General features: G+C 51.9%; 15 protein-coding genes and 2 pseudogenes. All 17 read right to left on the minus strand.

Translation table 11 applies throughout. The annotated features are described in order from the left end of the window. Nucleotides 1-148: 148 nt before the first annotated feature. Nucleotides 149-523 (minus strand): annotated as a pseudogene (locus ADJ24_RS23580) (GNAT family N-acetyltransferase); the annotation flags it as partial. 23 nt (nucleotides 524-546) lie between these two features. Continuing rightward, a protein-coding gene (locus tag ADJ24_RS13465) for an IS3-like element ISSen4 family transposase (RefSeq protein ID WP_123244535.1) occupies nucleotides 547-1667 on the minus strand; the annotation gives its coding sequence in 2 pieces (ribosomal slippage) (nucleotides 547-1409 and nucleotides 1409-1667; 1122 coding nt in all). A gap of 313 nt (nucleotides 1668-1980) precedes the next feature. After that, a complete protein-coding gene (locus tag ADJ24_RS13475) occupies nucleotides 1981-3312 on the minus strand; it encodes a VasL domain-containing protein (RefSeq protein ID WP_023308681.1) in 1332 nt (443 codons plus the stop codon). A gap of 103 nt (nucleotides 3313-3415) precedes the next feature. Then, complete coding sequence (locus ADJ24_RS13480; protein ID WP_023308682.1) at nucleotides 3416-3886, minus strand: hypothetical protein; 471 nt, start codon at nucleotides 3884-3886, stop codon at nucleotides 3416-3418. A 14-nt stretch (nucleotides 3887-3900) separates the two neighbouring features. Next, nucleotides 3901-4353, minus strand: a complete 453-nt coding sequence (tssE, locus tag ADJ24_RS13485; protein ID WP_023308683.1) for a type VI secretion system baseplate subunit TssE — start codon at nucleotides 4351-4353, stop codon at nucleotides 3901-3903. Then, a complete protein-coding gene (tssJ, locus tag ADJ24_RS13490) occupies nucleotides 4346-4882 on the minus strand; it encodes a type VI secretion system lipoprotein TssJ (protein WP_023308684.1) in 537 nt (178 codons plus the stop codon). Before tssJ ends, tssE begins: the two co-directional genes overlap by 8 nt. Beyond that, nucleotides 4863-5966, minus strand: a complete 1104-nt coding sequence (gene tssG, locus ADJ24_RS13495) for a type VI secretion system baseplate subunit TssG (protein WP_032667899.1) — start codon at nucleotides 5964-5966, stop codon at nucleotides 4863-4865. Before tssG ends, tssJ begins: the two co-directional genes overlap by 20 nt. Beyond that, nucleotides 5921-7684: a type VI secretion system baseplate subunit TssF gene (gene tssF / locus ADJ24_RS13500; RefSeq protein WP_023308686.1), complete on the minus strand. Its 1764-nt coding sequence runs from the start codon at nucleotides 7682-7684 to the stop codon at nucleotides 5921-5923. The genes tssG and tssF overlap by 46 nt, the downstream gene beginning before the upstream one ends. A gap of 20 nt (nucleotides 7685-7704) precedes the next feature. Further along, nucleotides 7705-9300: a type VI secretion system protein TssA gene (gene tssA / locus ADJ24_RS13505; protein WP_023308687.1), complete on the minus strand. Its 1596-nt coding sequence runs from the start codon at nucleotides 9298-9300 to the stop codon at nucleotides 7705-7707. Further along, nucleotides 9300-12518, minus strand: coding sequence for an ImcF-related family protein (locus ADJ24_RS13510; RefSeq protein ID WP_373276154.1), 3219 nt, complete (start codon nucleotides 12516-12518; stop codon nucleotides 9300-9302). The genes tssA and ADJ24_RS13510 overlap by 1 nt, the downstream gene beginning before the upstream one ends. Nucleotides 12519-12699: 181 nt before the next feature. Then, nucleotides 12700-13860 carry a hypothetical protein gene (locus ADJ24_RS13515; protein ID WP_023308689.1) on the minus strand — a complete coding sequence of 387 codons (1161 nt, stop codon included), beginning with the start codon at nucleotides 13858-13860 and terminating at the stop codon, nucleotides 12700-12702. 3 nt (nucleotides 13861-13863) lie between these two features. Further along, complete coding sequence (locus ADJ24_RS24285; RefSeq protein ID WP_023308690.1) at nucleotides 13864-14130, minus strand: PAAR domain-containing protein; 267 nt, start codon at nucleotides 14128-14130, stop codon at nucleotides 13864-13866. 161 nt (nucleotides 14131-14291) lie between these two features. Beyond that, a complete protein-coding gene (locus ADJ24_RS13520; protein WP_023308691.1) occupies nucleotides 14292-15059 on the minus strand; it encodes a hypothetical protein in 768 nt (255 codons plus the stop codon). Nucleotides 15060-15602: 543 nt separating this feature from the next. Next, nucleotides 15603-16376, minus strand: coding sequence for a hypothetical protein (locus tag ADJ24_RS13525; protein ID WP_023308692.1), 774 nt, complete (start codon nucleotides 16374-16376; stop codon nucleotides 15603-15605). Then, nucleotides 16369-17256, minus strand: a complete 888-nt coding sequence (locus ADJ24_RS25575; RefSeq protein ID WP_308417522.1) for a lipase family protein — start codon at nucleotides 17254-17256, stop codon at nucleotides 16369-16371. The genes ADJ24_RS13525 and ADJ24_RS25575 overlap by 8 nt, the downstream gene beginning before the upstream one ends. 21 nt (nucleotides 17257-17277) lie before the next feature. Beyond that, nucleotides 17278-17967: a hypothetical protein gene (locus ADJ24_RS25580; RefSeq protein WP_023308694.1), complete on the minus strand. Its 690-nt coding sequence runs from the start codon at nucleotides 17965-17967 to the stop codon at nucleotides 17278-17280. An 11-nt stretch (nucleotides 17968-17978) separates the two neighbouring features. Next, a pseudogene (locus ADJ24_RS25585) lies at nucleotides 17979-18389 on the minus strand (hypothetical protein); the annotation flags it as partial.

Here is an 18389-nt window from a genome sequence, read left to right on the forward strand (position 1 = left end):
CCGGACATCTTAACTTAGCCATTATCGGACATTACAACTTTGCTACTACAATACAGGTGCGCATAACAAAGATTATGTTAAATTCAATGGTAAAATCATTATAAATCAATATCTTAAATATCGAACAAGCCCCTTTCTTCCTCAAACCTCACTGTGGTAACTTTAAAAACAATGTCCGTTCCTGAGTTTGTGATGCCTTAAAGCCATGGTGAAGATAAAAGTTTTTGGCTTCTTCAGTCAGTGCATGAACCATAATCGCACGGACTCCAATATTCTCAGCTACACGGTAACAGCGCAGAACTGCATCATGCAGTAAATCGGCCCCGAGCCCTTGGCCACGGTATGAAACATCAACTGCCAGGCGAGCAAGTATGATTACGGGAATTGGATCTGGCATATTGCGCCTGAGGCTTCCCATTGCTTCCACGTGGTTAACGCTGCCGGTGGCCAGAGAGTAAAAACCGACAACCTGTTTAGTGTCTCTTTTACAAACGACGAACGTTCGTGCTGCACCAAGTGACCTGCCCCCACGATTAGATACAACACTCAGTTAGTAACGTCGGAATCTTCATTCTCAGAATGACCCTTTCTCCAGCCCGCTGCAAATTCAGACGGTGTCTGATAATTCAGCGTGGAGTGCGGGCGGCATTCGTTATAATCCTGCCGCCAGTCATTAATAATTTTCCTGGCATGAACGATATCGCTGAACCAGTGCTCATTCAAACATTCATCGCGAAATCGTCCGTTAAAGCTCTCAATAAATCCGTTCTGCGTTGGCTTGCCCGGCTGGATTAAGCGCAACTCAACACCATGCTCAAAGGCCCATTGATCCAGTGCACGGCAAGTGAACTCCGGCCCCTGGTCAGTTCTTATCGCCGCCGGATAGCCTCGAAACAGTGCAATGCTGTCCAGAATACGCGTGACCTGAACGCCTGAAATCCCAAAGGCAACAGTGACCGTCAGGCATTCCTTTGTGAAATCATCGACGCAGGTAAGACACTTGATCCTGCGACCGGTGGAAAGTGCGTCCATGACGAAATCCATCGACCAGGTCAGATTGGGCGCCGCCGGACGGAGCAGCGGCAGACGTTCTGTTGCCAGCCCTTTACGACGTCTTCTGCGTTTTACGCCCAGGCCACTGAGGTGATAAAGCCGGTACACGCGCTTATGATTAACATGAAGCCCTTCACGGCGCAGCAACTGCCAAATACGACGGTAGCCAAAACGCCTGCGCTCCAGTGCCAGCTCAGTGATGCGCCCTGATAAATGCGCATCAGCAGCCGGACGGTGAGCCTCATAGCGGCAGGTCGACAGGGATAAACCTGTAAGCCTGCAGGCACGACGTTGCGACAGACCGGTCGCATCACACATCAACATCACGGCTTCCCGCTTCTGGTCTGTCGTCAGTACTTTCGCCCAAGAGCCACCTGAAGCGCCTCTTTATCCAGCATGGCTTCGGCAAGCAGCTTCTTGAGTCTGGCGTTCTCTTCCTCAAGCGACTTCAGGCGCTTAACTTCAGGCACCTCCATACCGCCATACTTCTTACGCCAGGTGTAAAACGTGGCATCGGAAATGGCATGCTTGCGGCAGAGTTCACGGGCGGGTACCCCAGCTTCGGCTTCGCGGAGAATACTGATGATCTGTTCGTCGGAAAAACGCTTCTTCATGGGGATGTCCTCATGTGGCTTATGAAGACATTACTAACATCGGGGTGTACTAATCAACGGGGAGCAGGTCAGATATGGTAAGATGAAGTTTTCGAGTACGATATCTATTAAGCGGAATCGAACCAAAGACGGTTAGTTATTATTCAATGAATTCTGTCAAAATAACTTTTGGGGGCCTTATTGGGGGCCCCTTAACTTTATTAACAACAAATAAACCTTAACTATCAACAAATAAACCATACATATTCGAAGTCTGCAGGGGACACTTTCCCCCCCGCTTTTTCCAGTACATTCATTTGTCCACCGCCAGAATTCATTGAGCAGAAGAATCCTGTTTTATTTGAGCGTAACGCGTTGCCAGCTGCTTAAGACGCAACTCCAGTTGAGTCTTTTCAGCTTCAGGAAGCGCATCTCCTGCTGGGTGCTGCGACAGGCGCCTGAGTTGTTCTTCAGCCGGTATCGTCTGGTTGAATGACTGTATAGTCGAAAAAACTACGGATTTAAGCTCGCTTACCGTGATGTATTTTCCTTTTTGCTCGTCCAGGCTACTCAGCCGATGACTCAGTTGCTGAAGCGTCATCATTCCCTGATACCAGCTGTTCATTGCGTCGACAGGTAACGCTGCCGCGTTAAATTTTTGCTGCCAATGCATTGTGAGCGGTTTCGCCTCCTCCGGCCATAATGTCTGGAGCTGCTTTAACAGCTGAAGGCTGTAGGAAATATTCCAGTCAGGAAGCAGTTTATCCATGCGGGCAAGCTGCTGCTGAGTGTCTGTGATAAACGTGGACGGTAAACTACCACGCAGTGTTAACGCGTTTTGTTGCACAGGCGTGAGCACTTCAGGTAACGGAGCCAGAGAGGCAAAAGCCTGAGTCGCCAGGGGGTCGGGTCTGGACAAAGAAACCCATCCCCACGCCACAGCGATACAAACCACCAGCGTGGAACACATCCCGGCAAAAAAGGGCTTCCACTGTCTGACAGACACGGGGGCTGTCGTGCGATCCTCCCCATTCGGCTGATTTTCCTGATGCACAACATATACCCATTTCACCTCTTCGATCGGTTCGGCTTTCTCCAGAGGCGATTCGCTATCGGGCTTCATGTTCACATTCAAATCGGACGTCTCATTACTGCTTTCCAGCCGTTCAGCATTTGAACGTATCAACGTTCGTAACGTATCGAGCTGGCTAAGGTGTTTAAGCTCAAGGCGCTGGAGCACCGCGCTCAGGCTGGTAAGTAACGCTTCAGCACGATAAAGCTCACTAAGATGGCTGCTGTTGAATGGAAGCATACGCATGCGCTGCTGCAGGCGCTGGCTCAGGCCGCTAAGAATTTCCATACGAGCGTGTTGTGTCTTCGGCCATAAAGTTTCCCACTGGCGGCTAATCAGGGCCTCCAGAATCGCCAGCCCTTCATTCAGGCCAGCTAATCCAGACTGGTGAGTACGGGCAAGGGTGTACCAGGCTGCTGTCTGCAACTCCACACCGTTCTGTTCAAACATTGAGAGACAGAGTCTTTGGACATATTGCCAGTTCACATCAGGGCGAGCAGGATGTGTAAGCTTACTGAGTTCATCGCGGAGGGCGGCATAATCTGGCAGCGTACGCGGGTCGCCGCCGGTTTTTAACGTTATATGTTTGGTCATTCTGCAGGGCCTGCATATCCGTGTCGGTTAATATCGTCAGTTGATGTGTAAAGCAATTTTGCGTGTAGAAACGCAATGACTAATAAAGGAATGAATGTTATTGCTAGGGCAGCAGCGCTAAAATCAGACCGAAAAAAACACCTTCATCAAATAGTTGTCCTGACTGAGGTGATGTATCAGGGGGAGTAAAGATCCAGTCATATACACTCCCCACCCGCATGAACAGGCGTCCTTGAGAAATCGAGCTGTACCCGGAAAAAAAAGTCACCTCGACACAGCCTGCAACTCCCTGTCCATACAGGAATATCGGCATAAACTTAACCGCCCGGTTACCATAACGCAGGACGATACCGGAAATATCAAAAGCCCCACCCTCTACCAGCAGGTCCGGAACATATACCGCCAGTGCCTCTGCATTCAGTCCGGTATCTGTCAGCCACGCGTCCATTTGATCTTGAAGCTGAGCCATTCGCTGGCGAAACGCTGCAATATCAGCCTGACTCTTGCTAACTGCGGGAACAGGTGAAGGTTGTCGCGCCTGCAGCTTCTTCAGGAACTGTGATTTTACTGACATGGTGTTATCTGACCTTATATACGGGGTGTTGTGTCGAGATACTGCTGTTGCCTGAGATGCCGCAACAGGACCCGTCCTTCGGGCATAAACTCAGTCCCGTAGCGCACCAGGCCAATCCCTTTAAGTTCAGCGTCAATGGCATAGCGCAGCTCGCCGGGAATGTTCTGATCCAGCAGAACAACGTCTATTTTTTTCAGGCGTGGCTCATATTTGAGCAGAACGGCAGACAATGTGCCCATAAGCTCATGAGCCGTTCCGGGCATCCCCTGCAGGATTTTTGTCATATCGGGCAGCCCGTAATCAGGCAGATGCGCCAGCGTGCCGGCGCGACAGTTGAGAACGCGCTGCATGTTGTCCAGAACCGAAAGGATGACCTGGTTTTCTTCACTGACCTGATGCAGATCGAACCCCCCGGTAAAATTGCCAAATAGCGTCTCGTACAGCGAGGAACGGGGCGTCTCATTCATCTTTCAGTGCCTGCATGGTCAGCTGGTTGTTCCCCGCCTCAATGACGCGTGCCTTATCCGGATCAAGGTCATCCCGACTCATTACTACACGCCAGGTATTGTTCTCCTGGTCCGGTGACATAAACATCCCGGCCACCGCCACGTACTGCGCATTTTCCTCCATTGGCATATCGACCGTGACCGCCCCGCCCGGCTGCAGGAGGATATCTTTCTCCACCAGCAGGTCTGCTTTGATGACCTGACTGTCCTCTTTAAACAGTGACGGATAGTCAGTACTGTCGAACGTTTTGCGATCCTTAAGCTGGTAGATGCGCACCACCGTCGACAGTGCCACGCCGCCAGCATTGCTGTTAACGGCCTCACGGGCTCGAATATCCAGATGCAGGGCCTTTATCTGCTTATAAAAAATCGATTTGGTCACAGCAACGGTGCCATCTGTTACTTTTTGACTCAGCCCACAGCCAGCCAGCATCAAGGTGATACCAGCGGCCAGCGCAGCCAGAGGAAATTTACCAGCGGTAATCGCCATCTTCATCGGTCTCCCTGCGGTGAATATTTTCCTGTACCCGCTCATAGCGGCCAAGATTGATGGTTATGGTTTTGGAGTGCGTGACGGTGTTCGCTGCATTCAGCGGCCGCATCACTGCGGTGCGGCCCAGTTGCACTGCGCCAGCGTTGGGTTTACTGCTCATTGTCGCGTCCGGCAGCAGGCTACGGTCGACACACAGCTGCAGGCGTACATCGAGGCGGGAGCCAAGATAGACATGCAGCAGCGTCATCAGGTCCGTGTGGAGCTCCCCGCCCGGTAACCAGCTCAGCACTTCAGTTGAGTCAGTGGTTGTCAGGCGCATCAGTACCTGGCTGTTTACGTCGGTGGCATAGTTACCCATCACCGGACGGTTTGTCAGGGTGACTGGCTGGCTGACGCTCATGATCAAAGGTTTCTTCAGAGGCACGCGGCGTTTGTCATGGTGCCAGATTTTCGCCTGCGTGTTGGGTGCCAGCAGGCGCACCAGCGAGGCCATGCCTTCTGCGGTACGCCCCGGCAGTAACATGACCGGCAGCAGTGCCAGAAAGCGCGAAGCCGGGGTCGCGATACTGTCCGTGCAGCCGTTAATCCCGAGCCCGGCCAGTCCCAGCAGGTACTGCGAGGTTTTGTCCTTCCCACCCTCTTCAAAGGTCGCCGGGTACGAGTATTTACGCCATATGCGATAGTACTGAGCAATCAACCGGTGGTTGAAAATATCGAGGAAATCCGCGGTGGCCTCATACCCTTCCCGCCGCTGGGTAATGTCATCGATATAGTGCGTCGGCAGAGGGGACTCCACGCCGTAGAGCCCCATAAAGGTGATGCGTACCGTCGGCGGCAGATGCGAATGCTCAGACGGCTCAATCCCTTTGACTTCAGATGCCGGAAAGCCCATTCCTGGGTGTGGCCGAAAACGTACCGGTTCATGACGTACCTGCCAGGTACTGCCCGTAACCGGTTTGTCCGGCTGGCTCTGCTCCAGCAGCTGGCAGAAGCGGTAAAAGTTGATATATGGCAGCCGGTCCCCCAGTTGCGCTATCAGCTGGGCAGACGCGGACTGTGATTCTCTTTCCACCGGATGCATTTTCCTTCTGGCTGAACAATGAGGGTGAGCTGATTGAACTGGTTCATATCGGCATACAACGCAAAGAATCGGTTGAGCATTTCACCGAACAGGTGAATGTCACCCTCACCGGTGAAACCGTTGCTGTCGAGGGTTACTTCGATATCCAGCCCCCGCAGCAGGTAGCCCTGCTCAAAACGCTGCAGGCGGTGGTGCTCCACATGCTGAATCGCCTCCAGACGGCGGGTGTTCAGTTCATCTTCCTGCCAGTTATAGAGTGCCAGCGTGCCGCGCAGCACTTCGGCGGTGCTCATCATGTTCAGGAAACCGGATCCCAGGTGGCTCAGAACCCGCCAGTGAAAACGGTCTTCGGAAGGCGGATAGACTGGCAGCGTCGGTTTGCAGAGATTGCGTACTGAAAGTTGTGTACTGACCACCTGCTCACAGCGGTCAAGCAGCGTACTCTGTAGTGCACGGCGCGGCAGCTGGCCGTTGGTGCCGGTGATTTGCAGCGATACGGCTTCACGCTCAAACAGGCGGTCCTCCTCCCACTGGTGCCCCCCAAGGATAAGCAAGGTGTCATGCAGCCCGGTCACGCTGCGCTTCACGCGGGTGTGGTAGTAACGGGGGGGGGCATGACGGCGCATCATCCCGCCCTTGTGCCTGAAGCTGCTGAACGGCACATACTCTGCGTCACTGGTCCGGTTTGAGCCTGTCACCGAATCCACCGAATAAATCTCGGTGTGTCCGTCCTGCAGCCGTTTGGGGCGCAGCAGGTACTCACTCTCAAGCCCGGTAATGGTGAGCGGGTCAGCCTCCAGTGTGAACAGGTTAATCACCGGCACACAGTGCAGACGAACCGCGTCATTGGTGACCGGTAGGTCTGATGGCCACAGCGTACTGAACACGACTTCGATGTCGAAGTACTCTGCTCCCGCAGGCGGCGTAATCCCGTCCAGACCGTTGAGGTGGACGAACATAAACTTGTCGCGGAAAGTAAAGTACTCCAGTAGCAGTTGGTAGCCGCTGAAGGCAGTATCCCCCTTCGGCCACAGCCCATCTTCCTCCGCAAATCCTCCCGGCGAAAAGTACCCGTCCAGGCGAATACGGTCAGTCTGCCCGGGCAGACGCATATACAAGGCGGCTTGCCGCCTGGTCAGCATCAGGTGTAGCTGGCTGCTGACTGGCGCATCTGCGCCGAGATAGAGGCTCAGGTGGCTGAGGTCCGCATGGGACCAGTCCGCCTGTGTGCTACAGGCAAAACGCATCCGCAGCAGCGAACGCCCGTCAGGCTCAGTGGTCATTGTTACCCCTGAGATATTTAGCGGATTGAGCATCACATCGCGGGTGGTGCGGTAGCGGCAGACCGTGTTCTTCGGCCCTACCGGGCGGGTGTATACTTCCAGACCCGCGGGCATGACTTCTGCCATCTTCACGGCCTGAAGCACAGGCGTGAACGCAACCACCGAGAGTGACGGAATGGTACGCAGGTAGTGAGGCCAGAGCATACTGACCAGACCTTCGGTAAGTTCCGGCAGATCGTCGTCAATCTTCTCCCGCAGCTGCCCCATCGAGAAAGCAAAGCCTTCAAAAAGGCGTTCGACATACGGATCGGGTGTGCCGGCCTTATCAAGGTCGAGCATTGCTGCGCGATCGGGATGGGTTTGAGCGAACTCTTTCGCGGCTTCACGCAGGTACCGCATTTCTGCGTCGTAATAACGCAGGGTCAAATCTTCCATTTATTTCTGTTCCTGTGGATTTAACCGCAAAGCACGGCGGCACGGGCGGGATCGACGGCGATCAGTCCGGCAAGTAACTGGTCCATTACCGGTGTAAGGCGGGCCTTTTCAGCCTCGCTGCGACCGGCTTTCAGGCGCAGGAGTTTCAGATGGCGGGCCTGCACCTCAAACATCAGCTCAGGCTCCCAGTCACTGAGGGTCACTTCTCTTGCACGTTCACCCAGTTCTGCAAACAGGTGTACCGCCAGGTCATTTTTACCGTACTGCTCAGCAATGCGCCCCATCAGCAGACGCAACAGCCACTTCTGACGATCGGTGGTCATGCCCGGCCGGGTCTGCAACCACCCCAGAGCGGCATCCGGGCCTTCACTGTCGGCCAGCGCCACGGCTTCCGGCTCCAGCGCCAGAATGTCGTCGTTACCGGCGGTGGCCGGGGCTGATGGCGTATCGTTGTCCCACCCGCCAGTGGTATCAAGCACGCTCTGCTGGATCCAGTTCAGCGTCACTTCATCCGCAAAGGGGGTACCGTCACTGAACGCAAGCGTCTCCAGCCCGGCCAGACGGGTCAGCAGCCCTTTCAGATCGGCAGCAATAATGTCAGCCAGGGTGTCCTGACCTGATTTCGTCAACGCCTGGTGGATGTACCACTGCAAATCCAGCCACAGGTGATTGGCTCCGCGGGAAAAGGTGCTGTCGGCCGTTTCCAGCATTTCAGCCCAGTTCTGCTGCAGGTAGAGGCGTTTGAGTAACGCGCGCTGATCCGCCCTTGGCGGCTCAATGCGTGTGCGCCCCTGCGCATCCGGGGCAGGAATGGCCCGCAAGGTATCGTGGCGCAGGCTTTTCATCAGATGGTGTGCTGACAGCCAGCCGTCCGGTTGTTCGCGCAGATATTCGGTGAGGGTGCGGGCCTGAGCCAGTAAATCCTGACCGGAGGTGATCCGCCCGATCGCCGGGACATCGCTTTGACTGACAACCAAAGGGGTTTCGCTGGTACTGGCGTTCTGCGGTACCACCGCATCCACGCCGCCCGCTTTCTGCAAACGGCTTTCAAGAGCACCATACAGCGTATTGAGTTCAGGACGGGTTTCATCCGGATCGTTTTCGGTAAGCCCGGCTATCAGCAGCAGCGCTCCGGTGGTACGCATCGCCTCTTCTCTGACCACTTCCGGGTACAGGGAAAGTGAGTCGGTCATGCGCGATCCTGCCAGCCATTCCAGCGCCGCCTTTCGGCTGCGGTCACGCTGCGGGTGCAACTGTGACCCAAAGCGCTCCAGCAGACCGGCCAGTAGTTCAAGTCCTTCGGCCAGCCCCTGCTCGCCTTCCCGGTGTAGCTTCGCCCAGCAGTACCAGGTGGCCACACGGATATCTTTCGCAACGGTGGTTAAAATCTTTTCTGCATGCAGGCAAATAAGCTCGGTGTTAGCACCAGAGAGCTTATTAATTTCCTCGCGAATCTGCTGGAAGTCATCGTCATAGCCCGGGTCTTCGCCAGCGAACGATTGCTCGGACAGCGGCTGCAGCCAGCTGTCCCACTGCGCCACACGCTCACGGGTGGCGGCAAGCAAGGGCGCCTGCTCTGTCTGGCAGGCGCTGAGTAAGGTATTGAGCGTGCTCATCAGTACGCCTCCCCATTATCACTGGCCGCATCTGTAGCTAGGTCTGAGGGTGCGATACCGGTGGTGCTGAAGATGGTTTCCGGCAGACGGAAGTTACGCAGCTTCAGCAGAGCCAGCGGGCCTTCGCCTGCTTCGGTTCGCAGGGTGTAATTAAGCGTGCGACCGTCCTGTGCCTTCCAGCTCAGGCTGAAGCTGCTGCTGACACCCGGGTAAGCACTGACCGCGGCTTTATCGAGCAGGCGGATCCAGCCCCAGGCACCTGGGATATCGGTGTACTGACGGGTTCCGGCCTGTGTGCTAATCCAGCTCAGGTTCGCACCCGGAGCCTCAGTATCTGCAGGCCAGGTGAAGCGCTTCCACGCCGGCAGCTGGTTCACATAGGTCAGCTTCTGGCTGTCGATAATCATGTCGGTCTGCATTACGCCATCGGCAGTGCCCGGACGCAGTTCGAAGTTCATGCCAGCGTTGCCTTCGGTGAAGGCCACATCCGAGATATGACTCAGGGTGTTGATAGCATTGAGGAAGGCAGGATTAAACACCAGGCCCTGCGAGTTGATGCTGTCCGGTACCCAGTGATTGCCCTCTTTGTGCAGCACGCCTTTGAGGCGGGTCTGCAGGAACTGGGCGATACGCCCGGAATCTGCGTTGAGGTATTTGGCGAGCAGCGGCAGGGAGACATCACTGCTGGAATTACTGAAAGGATAGCGGCCACCAAAAGCACTGTTCCACTCAGCGACCACCGCCTGCTGCCACTGGGCATTAAGGCTGTCGGCCGCCGGGGTCAGCACCTGCTGCCAGGCCTGCTCCATCGGATTCACAAACACCGTGCGCCCAAAGCCGCTCCACTCCTGCCCGAGCCCTGCAGCAATCAGGCTGCCGTAGTCGCGGGTTTCGGTCAGATCAACGGCCTTGCCCTGGAATACGGTCTGGGCAATGGTCTGGGTCATGGCCTGCGGGTCAGCAGCATTGGTCACCTGCTGCAGGCGCAGACGCACCTGGGTTACGCGGGTCAGGAACGACTGCAGACTCAACTCCTGTGCACCCGTGCGGTTCTTGTCCATCAGCGCCAGCACCGGACCAAAGGTCGCATCCAGCGGGCCATGAACCCCGGCACTCTGGTCAATGGCATCTTTGTTATCACCCCCGAGCAGGTTTTTGGCCGATTTCACCAGCGAGTCTGAAATCGCTTCCCCGGTCTGAGCGGTGCGGCCCTGCACATTCAGGGTGTTCATCAGCGCCACCAGAGGTGACTGGCGCACGTCGGCCATCAGGGTCAGTTGGTCAATCGAATCCGACAGCGTCATGGCCCGGCGAAGCCGCAGGCTGTTAAGAAACTCCAGCCAGGCCCCGCCAAAGTCAGCGAAGTAGCGTTCCGTCAGGCGTTTTTTCAGCGCTTCCGGCAAGGTCTCGTCCTGTTTATTCACCTGACGCCTGCTGTCAGTCAGCACCCAGTCGAGCTCGTCCCGGCGTGCCTTCACCACCTTTTCTATAGCAGGTTGCACGGCCTGCTCCCAGGCCTGGCGGGTGAACATGCCGGGCACGACTTCCGTGGTGCTGAACAAACGGGATGCATCGGTATCCCCGGTCATGTCCTCCAGACGCATATCCACATACAGATGTGCCACCAGGGAGAGCATCTTCTGGTACAGGGTCGATTCACTGTTACGTACGCCCATCAGACGAACCAACAGGGAACGCGCCTGGCTGACCATGCTTTCATCAGCACGGAGCTTCCACTCTGGATGCGCAACCAGCTGTGCGCCATAGAACGACAGCAGTGACGGCGCCACGCCCTGCCAGACACCGTCTTTCACACCATCACGTTTTGGCCAGTCGTGCAGCAGCACCGAGCTGAACCAGGCCGCATCCATATGTTCCGGACGGGTAAGCATCAGGTAGAGTTTGAGCTGGTCAGAGGTAGCTTTTGCCATCTGCTCACGCAGCGGGCTGCCCGGCGGCAGCGCGTTAAACGCACTGATCTGCTTCTGCAGGTGGTCTGCGGCCGCATCCCGCAACAATGGCAGTGCGCTGTCGCGGTAACGAGGCCAAAGTGCGGTCAGCAGGACATTATTCTGACTCAGCCCGGCCTGCTCATACCATGGCACGCCGTGCTCAGCACGGTACTGCAGACGGGCCAGCGTTTTCTGGAGTTCAGAAAGCGCGTGCAGGCGCTGCTCCAGCGGCTGGTTCTGTCGGGCGGCAAGTGCTGCCTGGGCATTCGCGCCGTCAATCTGACTGCGGTTGGTGACATACGCGATGCTCATCCATGCAGCCCAGCCCACCATCGCCAGGGCGACAACTGACGCAAACACTTTGCACCATGGAATACCCGGTTTGCGCGGACGCAGCCCGGCAGGAAGCGTCCGGTCGGATTCAGGCAGAATATCCCAGCGCTTATCCATGCCCCAGTGGTGCGTCACGGCACGTTCAGCACCGGCAGAGGGCTGACTAAACACCACGCCGGCCAGCGGCAGTGGGCGGTACGGATTGAGCATCACCGACAGCGGAGCCGTCACGCTTTGTGGCTCACGAATAAGCTGGTCGGCAAGCGTCAGCAGGAAGTGATGTTTCACCTCGCCGCAGGTCTGCTGCAGACCCTGCGAGATCAAATCCAGCGTCAGGGCAGAGAGTTGTTCTGCCAGCCCTTCGGTGCGACACCCGACAGGTAACAGGCAGCCAGTCGCCTGCGTAATGCACCCCTCCGGCTGACCGGCGCGCGGGTGCAGGGACCAGACATACAGCGGGAGTTTCCAGCCAAGCGTTTCCATACGCACGCTGATGGCGTGAGACAGGGCATCCATGGTGCTTTCAGACGGCACCGGCAATGGCGGCTCCAGCCCTGGTGCAGAGAGCTGGTCAAAGGCCGAAGTGACCCACACCAGGCCGTCCACCGGACGGCGACGCAGCTTACGCAGCGCGGTCAGCCAGGCACTGTCGGCTGGGGTATTGAGGTCACCTCCCCACAGCAACAGTGTGCCGCGGTCTTCCTGCCAGAGCTGGCCCGTAAGACCCGGAGTCAACTGCTCCACCTCAGATATGGTCCCAGTGACCAGCAGAATGCGTGTTTTACGTCCCCAGCGCCGACCGTAGAGGTTACGCATGGCGTCACGGATAGTATCAACGGTGACATTGCGTGGCGGAGTCCGGGCAACTCTTGATTCATCAGAAGGCAGCGCATTGTTCTTCTGCTCTCGCCAGCGATGATACTTTTCCTTCATAAGCCGGAACATAAACGGTGTATAGAAAACAATCAGCAAGACTATCCATACGGCAAAAAATGCAAGCACTTGCTTCAGTCGGGTATCAAGGCCATGCGATGGGCCGAAATGAAGGATCAAGGCCACTATAATCGCTGAGATGCAGGCTATTATGCCGGCAAGCCCTCCCCTGCTCCATGTACTACCCGGCATCATTATTTTCACTCCCTGAGGTAACAGTACTGACAAAACGATCAGCACCTGAGGTAAACAGCCCTAAAACAGGTTTGTTGCTAACGGACACGATGTCGGCCAGTAATGTGGCTAGAAACCACGCACTCCCGCCCCCTGGAATTCCGTTATATTTTTCCATTACATCAATTTCCTGGGGCACCCACGGTGTCAGATGTGATTGAGACGCGGTCATTAGATCAGCAAACCCGTCATTCCAGTGCCCGTAATCACAGAACACGTTTGACGTCTGACAGGCGATCGTTTGTGTTTCGAGGAACAACCCCATATCAGCCCTGAAATTTGTCATGTCCTGCGGCATCGGTCGCAATATGCGGGCGGAGTGTGAAAGCTGGTATTTTTCAGCAATATCATCGCTGGTAAGTACCATCGCTGCGAGTGCATCGGAATACTGTTCAGCACCCTGACTCTGCAATATCAGGATCAAATCAATATCGAAAACGGGATTTTTAAGGCGCTCCTCGAGCCAGTCAAAAGAAAGGGCTTCACAACATGAGATCGAACCTGTTAGCTCACGCCCAGGATAAATTTTCCCCCATGATTTGCGAAACCGGGTCTCGAAGTCTGACGAAATCATGTCGCTCACAATGGTGACGTTGAATGGTACTGTCGCAGGCAACATTGATATCGCCTCTTGTACACCGGCCAGTCCCATTTCGAGCAAGGAGGTGGACGTCGTCGATTTCGCATCAAAATGGCAGGTCAGTGAAAGAAATTGCGGAGCATCTGCAGCATCTGATTTAGCAATGGCGTCAGAGGTCACTCCGGAAGGTAGCAGTATGCTACTTTCAAGTACGGCCAGATAGCGTCCAGCCCAGGCCTCCCACTGTTGCTGTCCATATTCAGCTTCCTTTTGCAAAAACTGATGTTCATTGACGGTTCTGCCCCACAGCCACCCCCGTAAACAAAACAGGAAAAACCAGCCAAGAACCGGGCTGGATGCCAGCCACCAGATATTGAATGCAGCCAGTGCCTTAACCATGCCTGACGCATGCAGAATAAACAGCAAAATACCCACAACCGCGGCAACACCACCAGCCAACAGCCATCCCGTAAAAGATGGTTCAGGAGGCAACTCCATCGTTGTTGCTTTCGTCCTTTCCCAGCCCATTGCTTATCCTACCGTGCTGTTCTGAGCACTTGAAATTACAGTGCAACCGCACTGACATTTACAGCCATCGACGACAACAGCGCAACCGTTAAATGTCCGGTGCGGTGATCCTTCCACGATAGGATTCGTTCCATGCCCATCTACCGGGCAGTTGACCATATCACCCACTAACGCGGCTTTTTTCCCGTCGACAGTAATATTGGAAGAGGCGGAGATCACTTTTCCGCCATGAGAAGTTTTGTCACCGATCAATACGATGCCATTGTACATAATTAACACCTATATTTATTTAGCAGTTACCGTGCATTGATCATATTAAAATCATGAATTTAGGATGGTGGCGATAATGTTAGATTATCTGCACTGACACAACTAACAATAAAGCACATTAGCGTGCAGAGGAATAACTTATTTATAAATTTACCCACAAATTAATCCTTTAATCTGTTTACATAAGGGTGAGTTGTTCCATCAGACACAATCGTGCCATCAGGGTAGATAATTTTATAGTACACCCCAATTTTTTGTTCTATTGGAGCAATCATCCTGACTACTTTAGACTCATCAAGAGTTGGCTCAAACTTTATATGAAGATTTTTGGCAGAAGATACTATCTTCTTTTGTACAAAATTAACTCTCCCAAATAAATTTAAGATGTCATCCGTACTGATATCTTTATTACTATCTATTAAAGGGTAATACGCAGGAGACAAAATAAGTTCCGAACCTTTAAATATATCAAACCGACCACTTTTTGTTGCATTGTCATCAAACGCAATTGTCGCGCCAACCTCGGTTCCTGGCACTAGCCCCTTACCAAGGTGAGTAGCGTCAACGTATTCAATACCTAGATTGAATTCACTCAGTTTCCAGTTACATTTTCCACCACCATCTTTTGCTATTTTTGCGATCCAAATATCTGAATCATGTTGATTCTGAAGTGGGATTTTCACTGAGTTATACCCCACCTTCTCATAATATTTGCCATCCCGCATACTCATCAACTCGCGTTTACACGCCGTTGATGTGTACAGCACTTCTAGAGGAAAAGGCTTTGTATACGTAGATGGATTTTTTATCTCAATATTAACCCAATCAGAATTCGATGGTGGTGATAATGTTCTGTCAGTCGCCTGAGCGCATCCATTCAGCAATAAAACAAACTGGATCAAGACGAATGAATTTAATCTCTTATACATTTTCTATGTCCTCTTCACCATAATGGCCAAATCTTTTAAGAGCATCGGAACCAGATGCGGCAGAGATGGTTGAGCTAAGCGAATTTTTTAGCAAACCCTCGAGCGAAAGAAACTTTTTATTTCTGTCAAATTCATTCTTAGGGATTTCACCTGAATAGTGGTCCATTTGTAAATTAAAGGATGCTACTTTCTCGGCATGTTCAGTGAAGGTCTTTCCATCGCTAAACCCTTTTTCATAAACTAACCCTAACAATTTATTATTTAACTTGCAGCGGGAAGGGTTTTGTATACTGAGACGGATTTTTTACTTCAACATTGACCCATTTTGTATTTGCCGGCGGGGATAACGTTTTGTTAACAGTTCTACTTATGCTGCAACCCTCCACAGAAAAAAAACACCAAGGAAAGCAGAATAATTTTTGATTGATTAGACATTTTTCATTACCTCTGCTCTATATCAAACAAATCATAAAAACGCGTTACAGGCCTGTAATTATAACAATTAATTAGCCTGATACGTTTAGCAAAAAAACGCTATCATTTTTACTTTTTAACATTCATTTTATCAATCGTATCAAAATCAGGAAACACAGTGCCATCGGATATAACACTACCATCTGGATATATTATTTTAGCGTGAACACCTTTGATCTTTTTTTCAGGTTCAATATATCTAATTATTTTACTTTCATCCAATAACGACTCAAATTTTATATTATTTAAATTAGTAACCTGACTTAAAATAAAGTCATGTCGGCCTAAAAGAGTTAAGTCATTCCTATTACGAATTAATTTCCACTCTATTATATATAGATAATATTTTGGAGATAAATTTAAATCACCAAAAGTTGCAGTATACTGCCCGTTTCTGGAGGCATCATTATCAAAAGCGAGCGACCACCCCACCGCCGTACAAGGAACAAGATCTTTACCAAGATTTGTCGCGTCTATATACTCGATACCTAAATTGACCGCACTCAACGTCCATTTACATGAACCACCACCAGTCATAGCAACTTTTGCTTTCCAGATATACCCGCTCTCTTGCTGCATGGGGATCTCGATAACGTTATAGCTTGGCTCTGTGATAACTGAGCCATCAAACCCACTAATTCTTTTTTTCATGCATTCATGCGAGATGTATATGACCTCAAGTGGAATCGGTTTCGTGTACTGAGAAGGTTTTTTTACTTCAAAATTAACCCATTTTGTATCCGCCGGTGGAGATAACGTCTTGTTAACGGCTTGGCTAACACTGCATCCTGCAGAGGAAAACAACACCAGGGAAAGCAGAGTCATTTTTGATTGGTTATACATTTTCCATTACCTCTTCTCCATATTGAGCAAACCGCAAAAGCGTATCATTGCCAGACGGCATAGATAATGTTGGAGTCAGCGACACTCCCAGCAAACCTTCGACATTAAGAAACATTTCATTTCTGGATAATTCATCAGTCGGTATATCATTTTTATTTTCTGCCATCTGCTCCCTAAATGAATCAACATTATACATATGCTCAGTAAACGTGCACTTTTCTACTATACCGGCGTTATCAATCAACTCTAACACCTTGTTATACATATAAGGCATATAGGACGTCATAAAGTGTTCAAAAATATTTATATTAACCCCCCTGTCTGGGTTGCTGCCTTTAGGGAAGAAATCATTTAAATCCGATTGCGTCAATGACGCTTTAAAATCTTTCTGTTTCTTCCCGGCCTGTTGCATCTCTTGTTCCGCCAGAGCGGGCACCAGATAAAGCTTAGCCTTTATTGGAAGTGGATTTCTGATGGTAATACACCCTGCAGGAGTTGGGAGAGCCCTCTTACACTCATTCCATTCCCGGCTCTGTGTGGCTGTGAGAAAGGCAACCGTATTGCCGTGGTGCCAGAAGCAGTCTCCCCAGGCAACCATCTGGTAAGCGAGAAGCTCACCCAATGACCAGAAAAAGCCCAGTGTTCCACCAAACCATCCCCATAATTTATATAACTCGTTATCAAGGTTGGCTTCTGCTGGTACGGCTGGAATAGGATCATTATCATTCACATGACGGTAATGGGTAATCTCCAACAATTGCATCACTGCATCACGTGTAAAAGTTCGTGGCATTCCATAGGTATGAAGAACTGGATTAACATTCTTTAACTTTACCGAATGAATTAATGCCAGCGCGCCCCCTAAGCTATGACCACAAATAAATAGCTCACGATCACCTGCTCATTGTTCAAATTTTGAAACTTCTTTACTAAATTTTTTTTCAACTCTGTTATATCCACTCCAGAACCCAGTATGCACTTTCCCAGCAGGTAGTAACGGAGTGCATTGCGTTTTATCTATATCGCATAATTTTGATTTTACCGGCCTAAACGCAAGATCCGTTCCTACATCAAACAAGCTGGCCGTTCCACGCCCGGCAACAATCAACTTATCCTCGTTATAAACATAATAAAGCTGTGTATCACCGTCTGCTTTTGTTGTAGCAGTATCATCCTGTGTCTTTACTGTTCCAAGTGTGCCCTTCTCATCTACCTTAGGAGAAGTATCGCGCGAGGTATCTATAAAAACCGGGGGATAATACCGCTTACTATAGGGAACATCCTGTACTAACATATTCCATGCTGAACCGTCTTTATAAAGCTGAGGTAAGCGGGATAGATCCTGGCACTGGTTAATAAAAAAGCGCGTAATTGACACCGTATCCAGAGTACTGTCATCTGCATAGGCAAGCATTGCTGCTGCCCCAAGGTTAATTCCATTCGCAATGGAATAGTCCTTTTGATGATGCAGAACAAGCTCCCATGCTCTGAAAGGGCATATTTCTATTACATGACGCTTTTCAAGCTCATCCGTTCGGAATTTAAATCCTTTAAATGCTGTATTTGCAGGAAAGTGGTATGCAGGTAACATTTCCCCGGGTCTTAATTCCAGGTCTGGTGCACTCTGACAAAGTTCACCGATAACAGTATAATGCCAAATATACCTTTCTCTTCAGCTTCAGGGCGAACAATAGAATCATTTTCCGCATCGCGACTAACGCGTAAAGCACGTTTTTCCATTTCCGTAGCCAGCTGATTGCCATCAAACGTCAGCCTCAGCTCCAGACCGTGCGGCATGTCGACCCTGATTAGCCCGTCAGCATCGCTCTGACCAGAATAAGTGAATCCCTCCACCGGCCCGGAAACAGGATGAGCACTTTCAACAGTCCATGGCATATACGCTACAGCATCGCCCTGCTCATCAACCAGTTGAAATTCGACCCAGTAGGGCATTTGCTCGTCACATGGAGCATGGGGATTTTTACGGCAGAGTGAGGATACAGCGGTAGTCAT

It is taken from the genome of Enterobacter sp. 940_PEND (assembly GCF_001059415.1).
Classification (GTDB): Bacteria; Pseudomonadota; Gammaproteobacteria; order Enterobacterales; family Enterobacteriaceae; genus Enterobacter; species Enterobacter cloacae_M.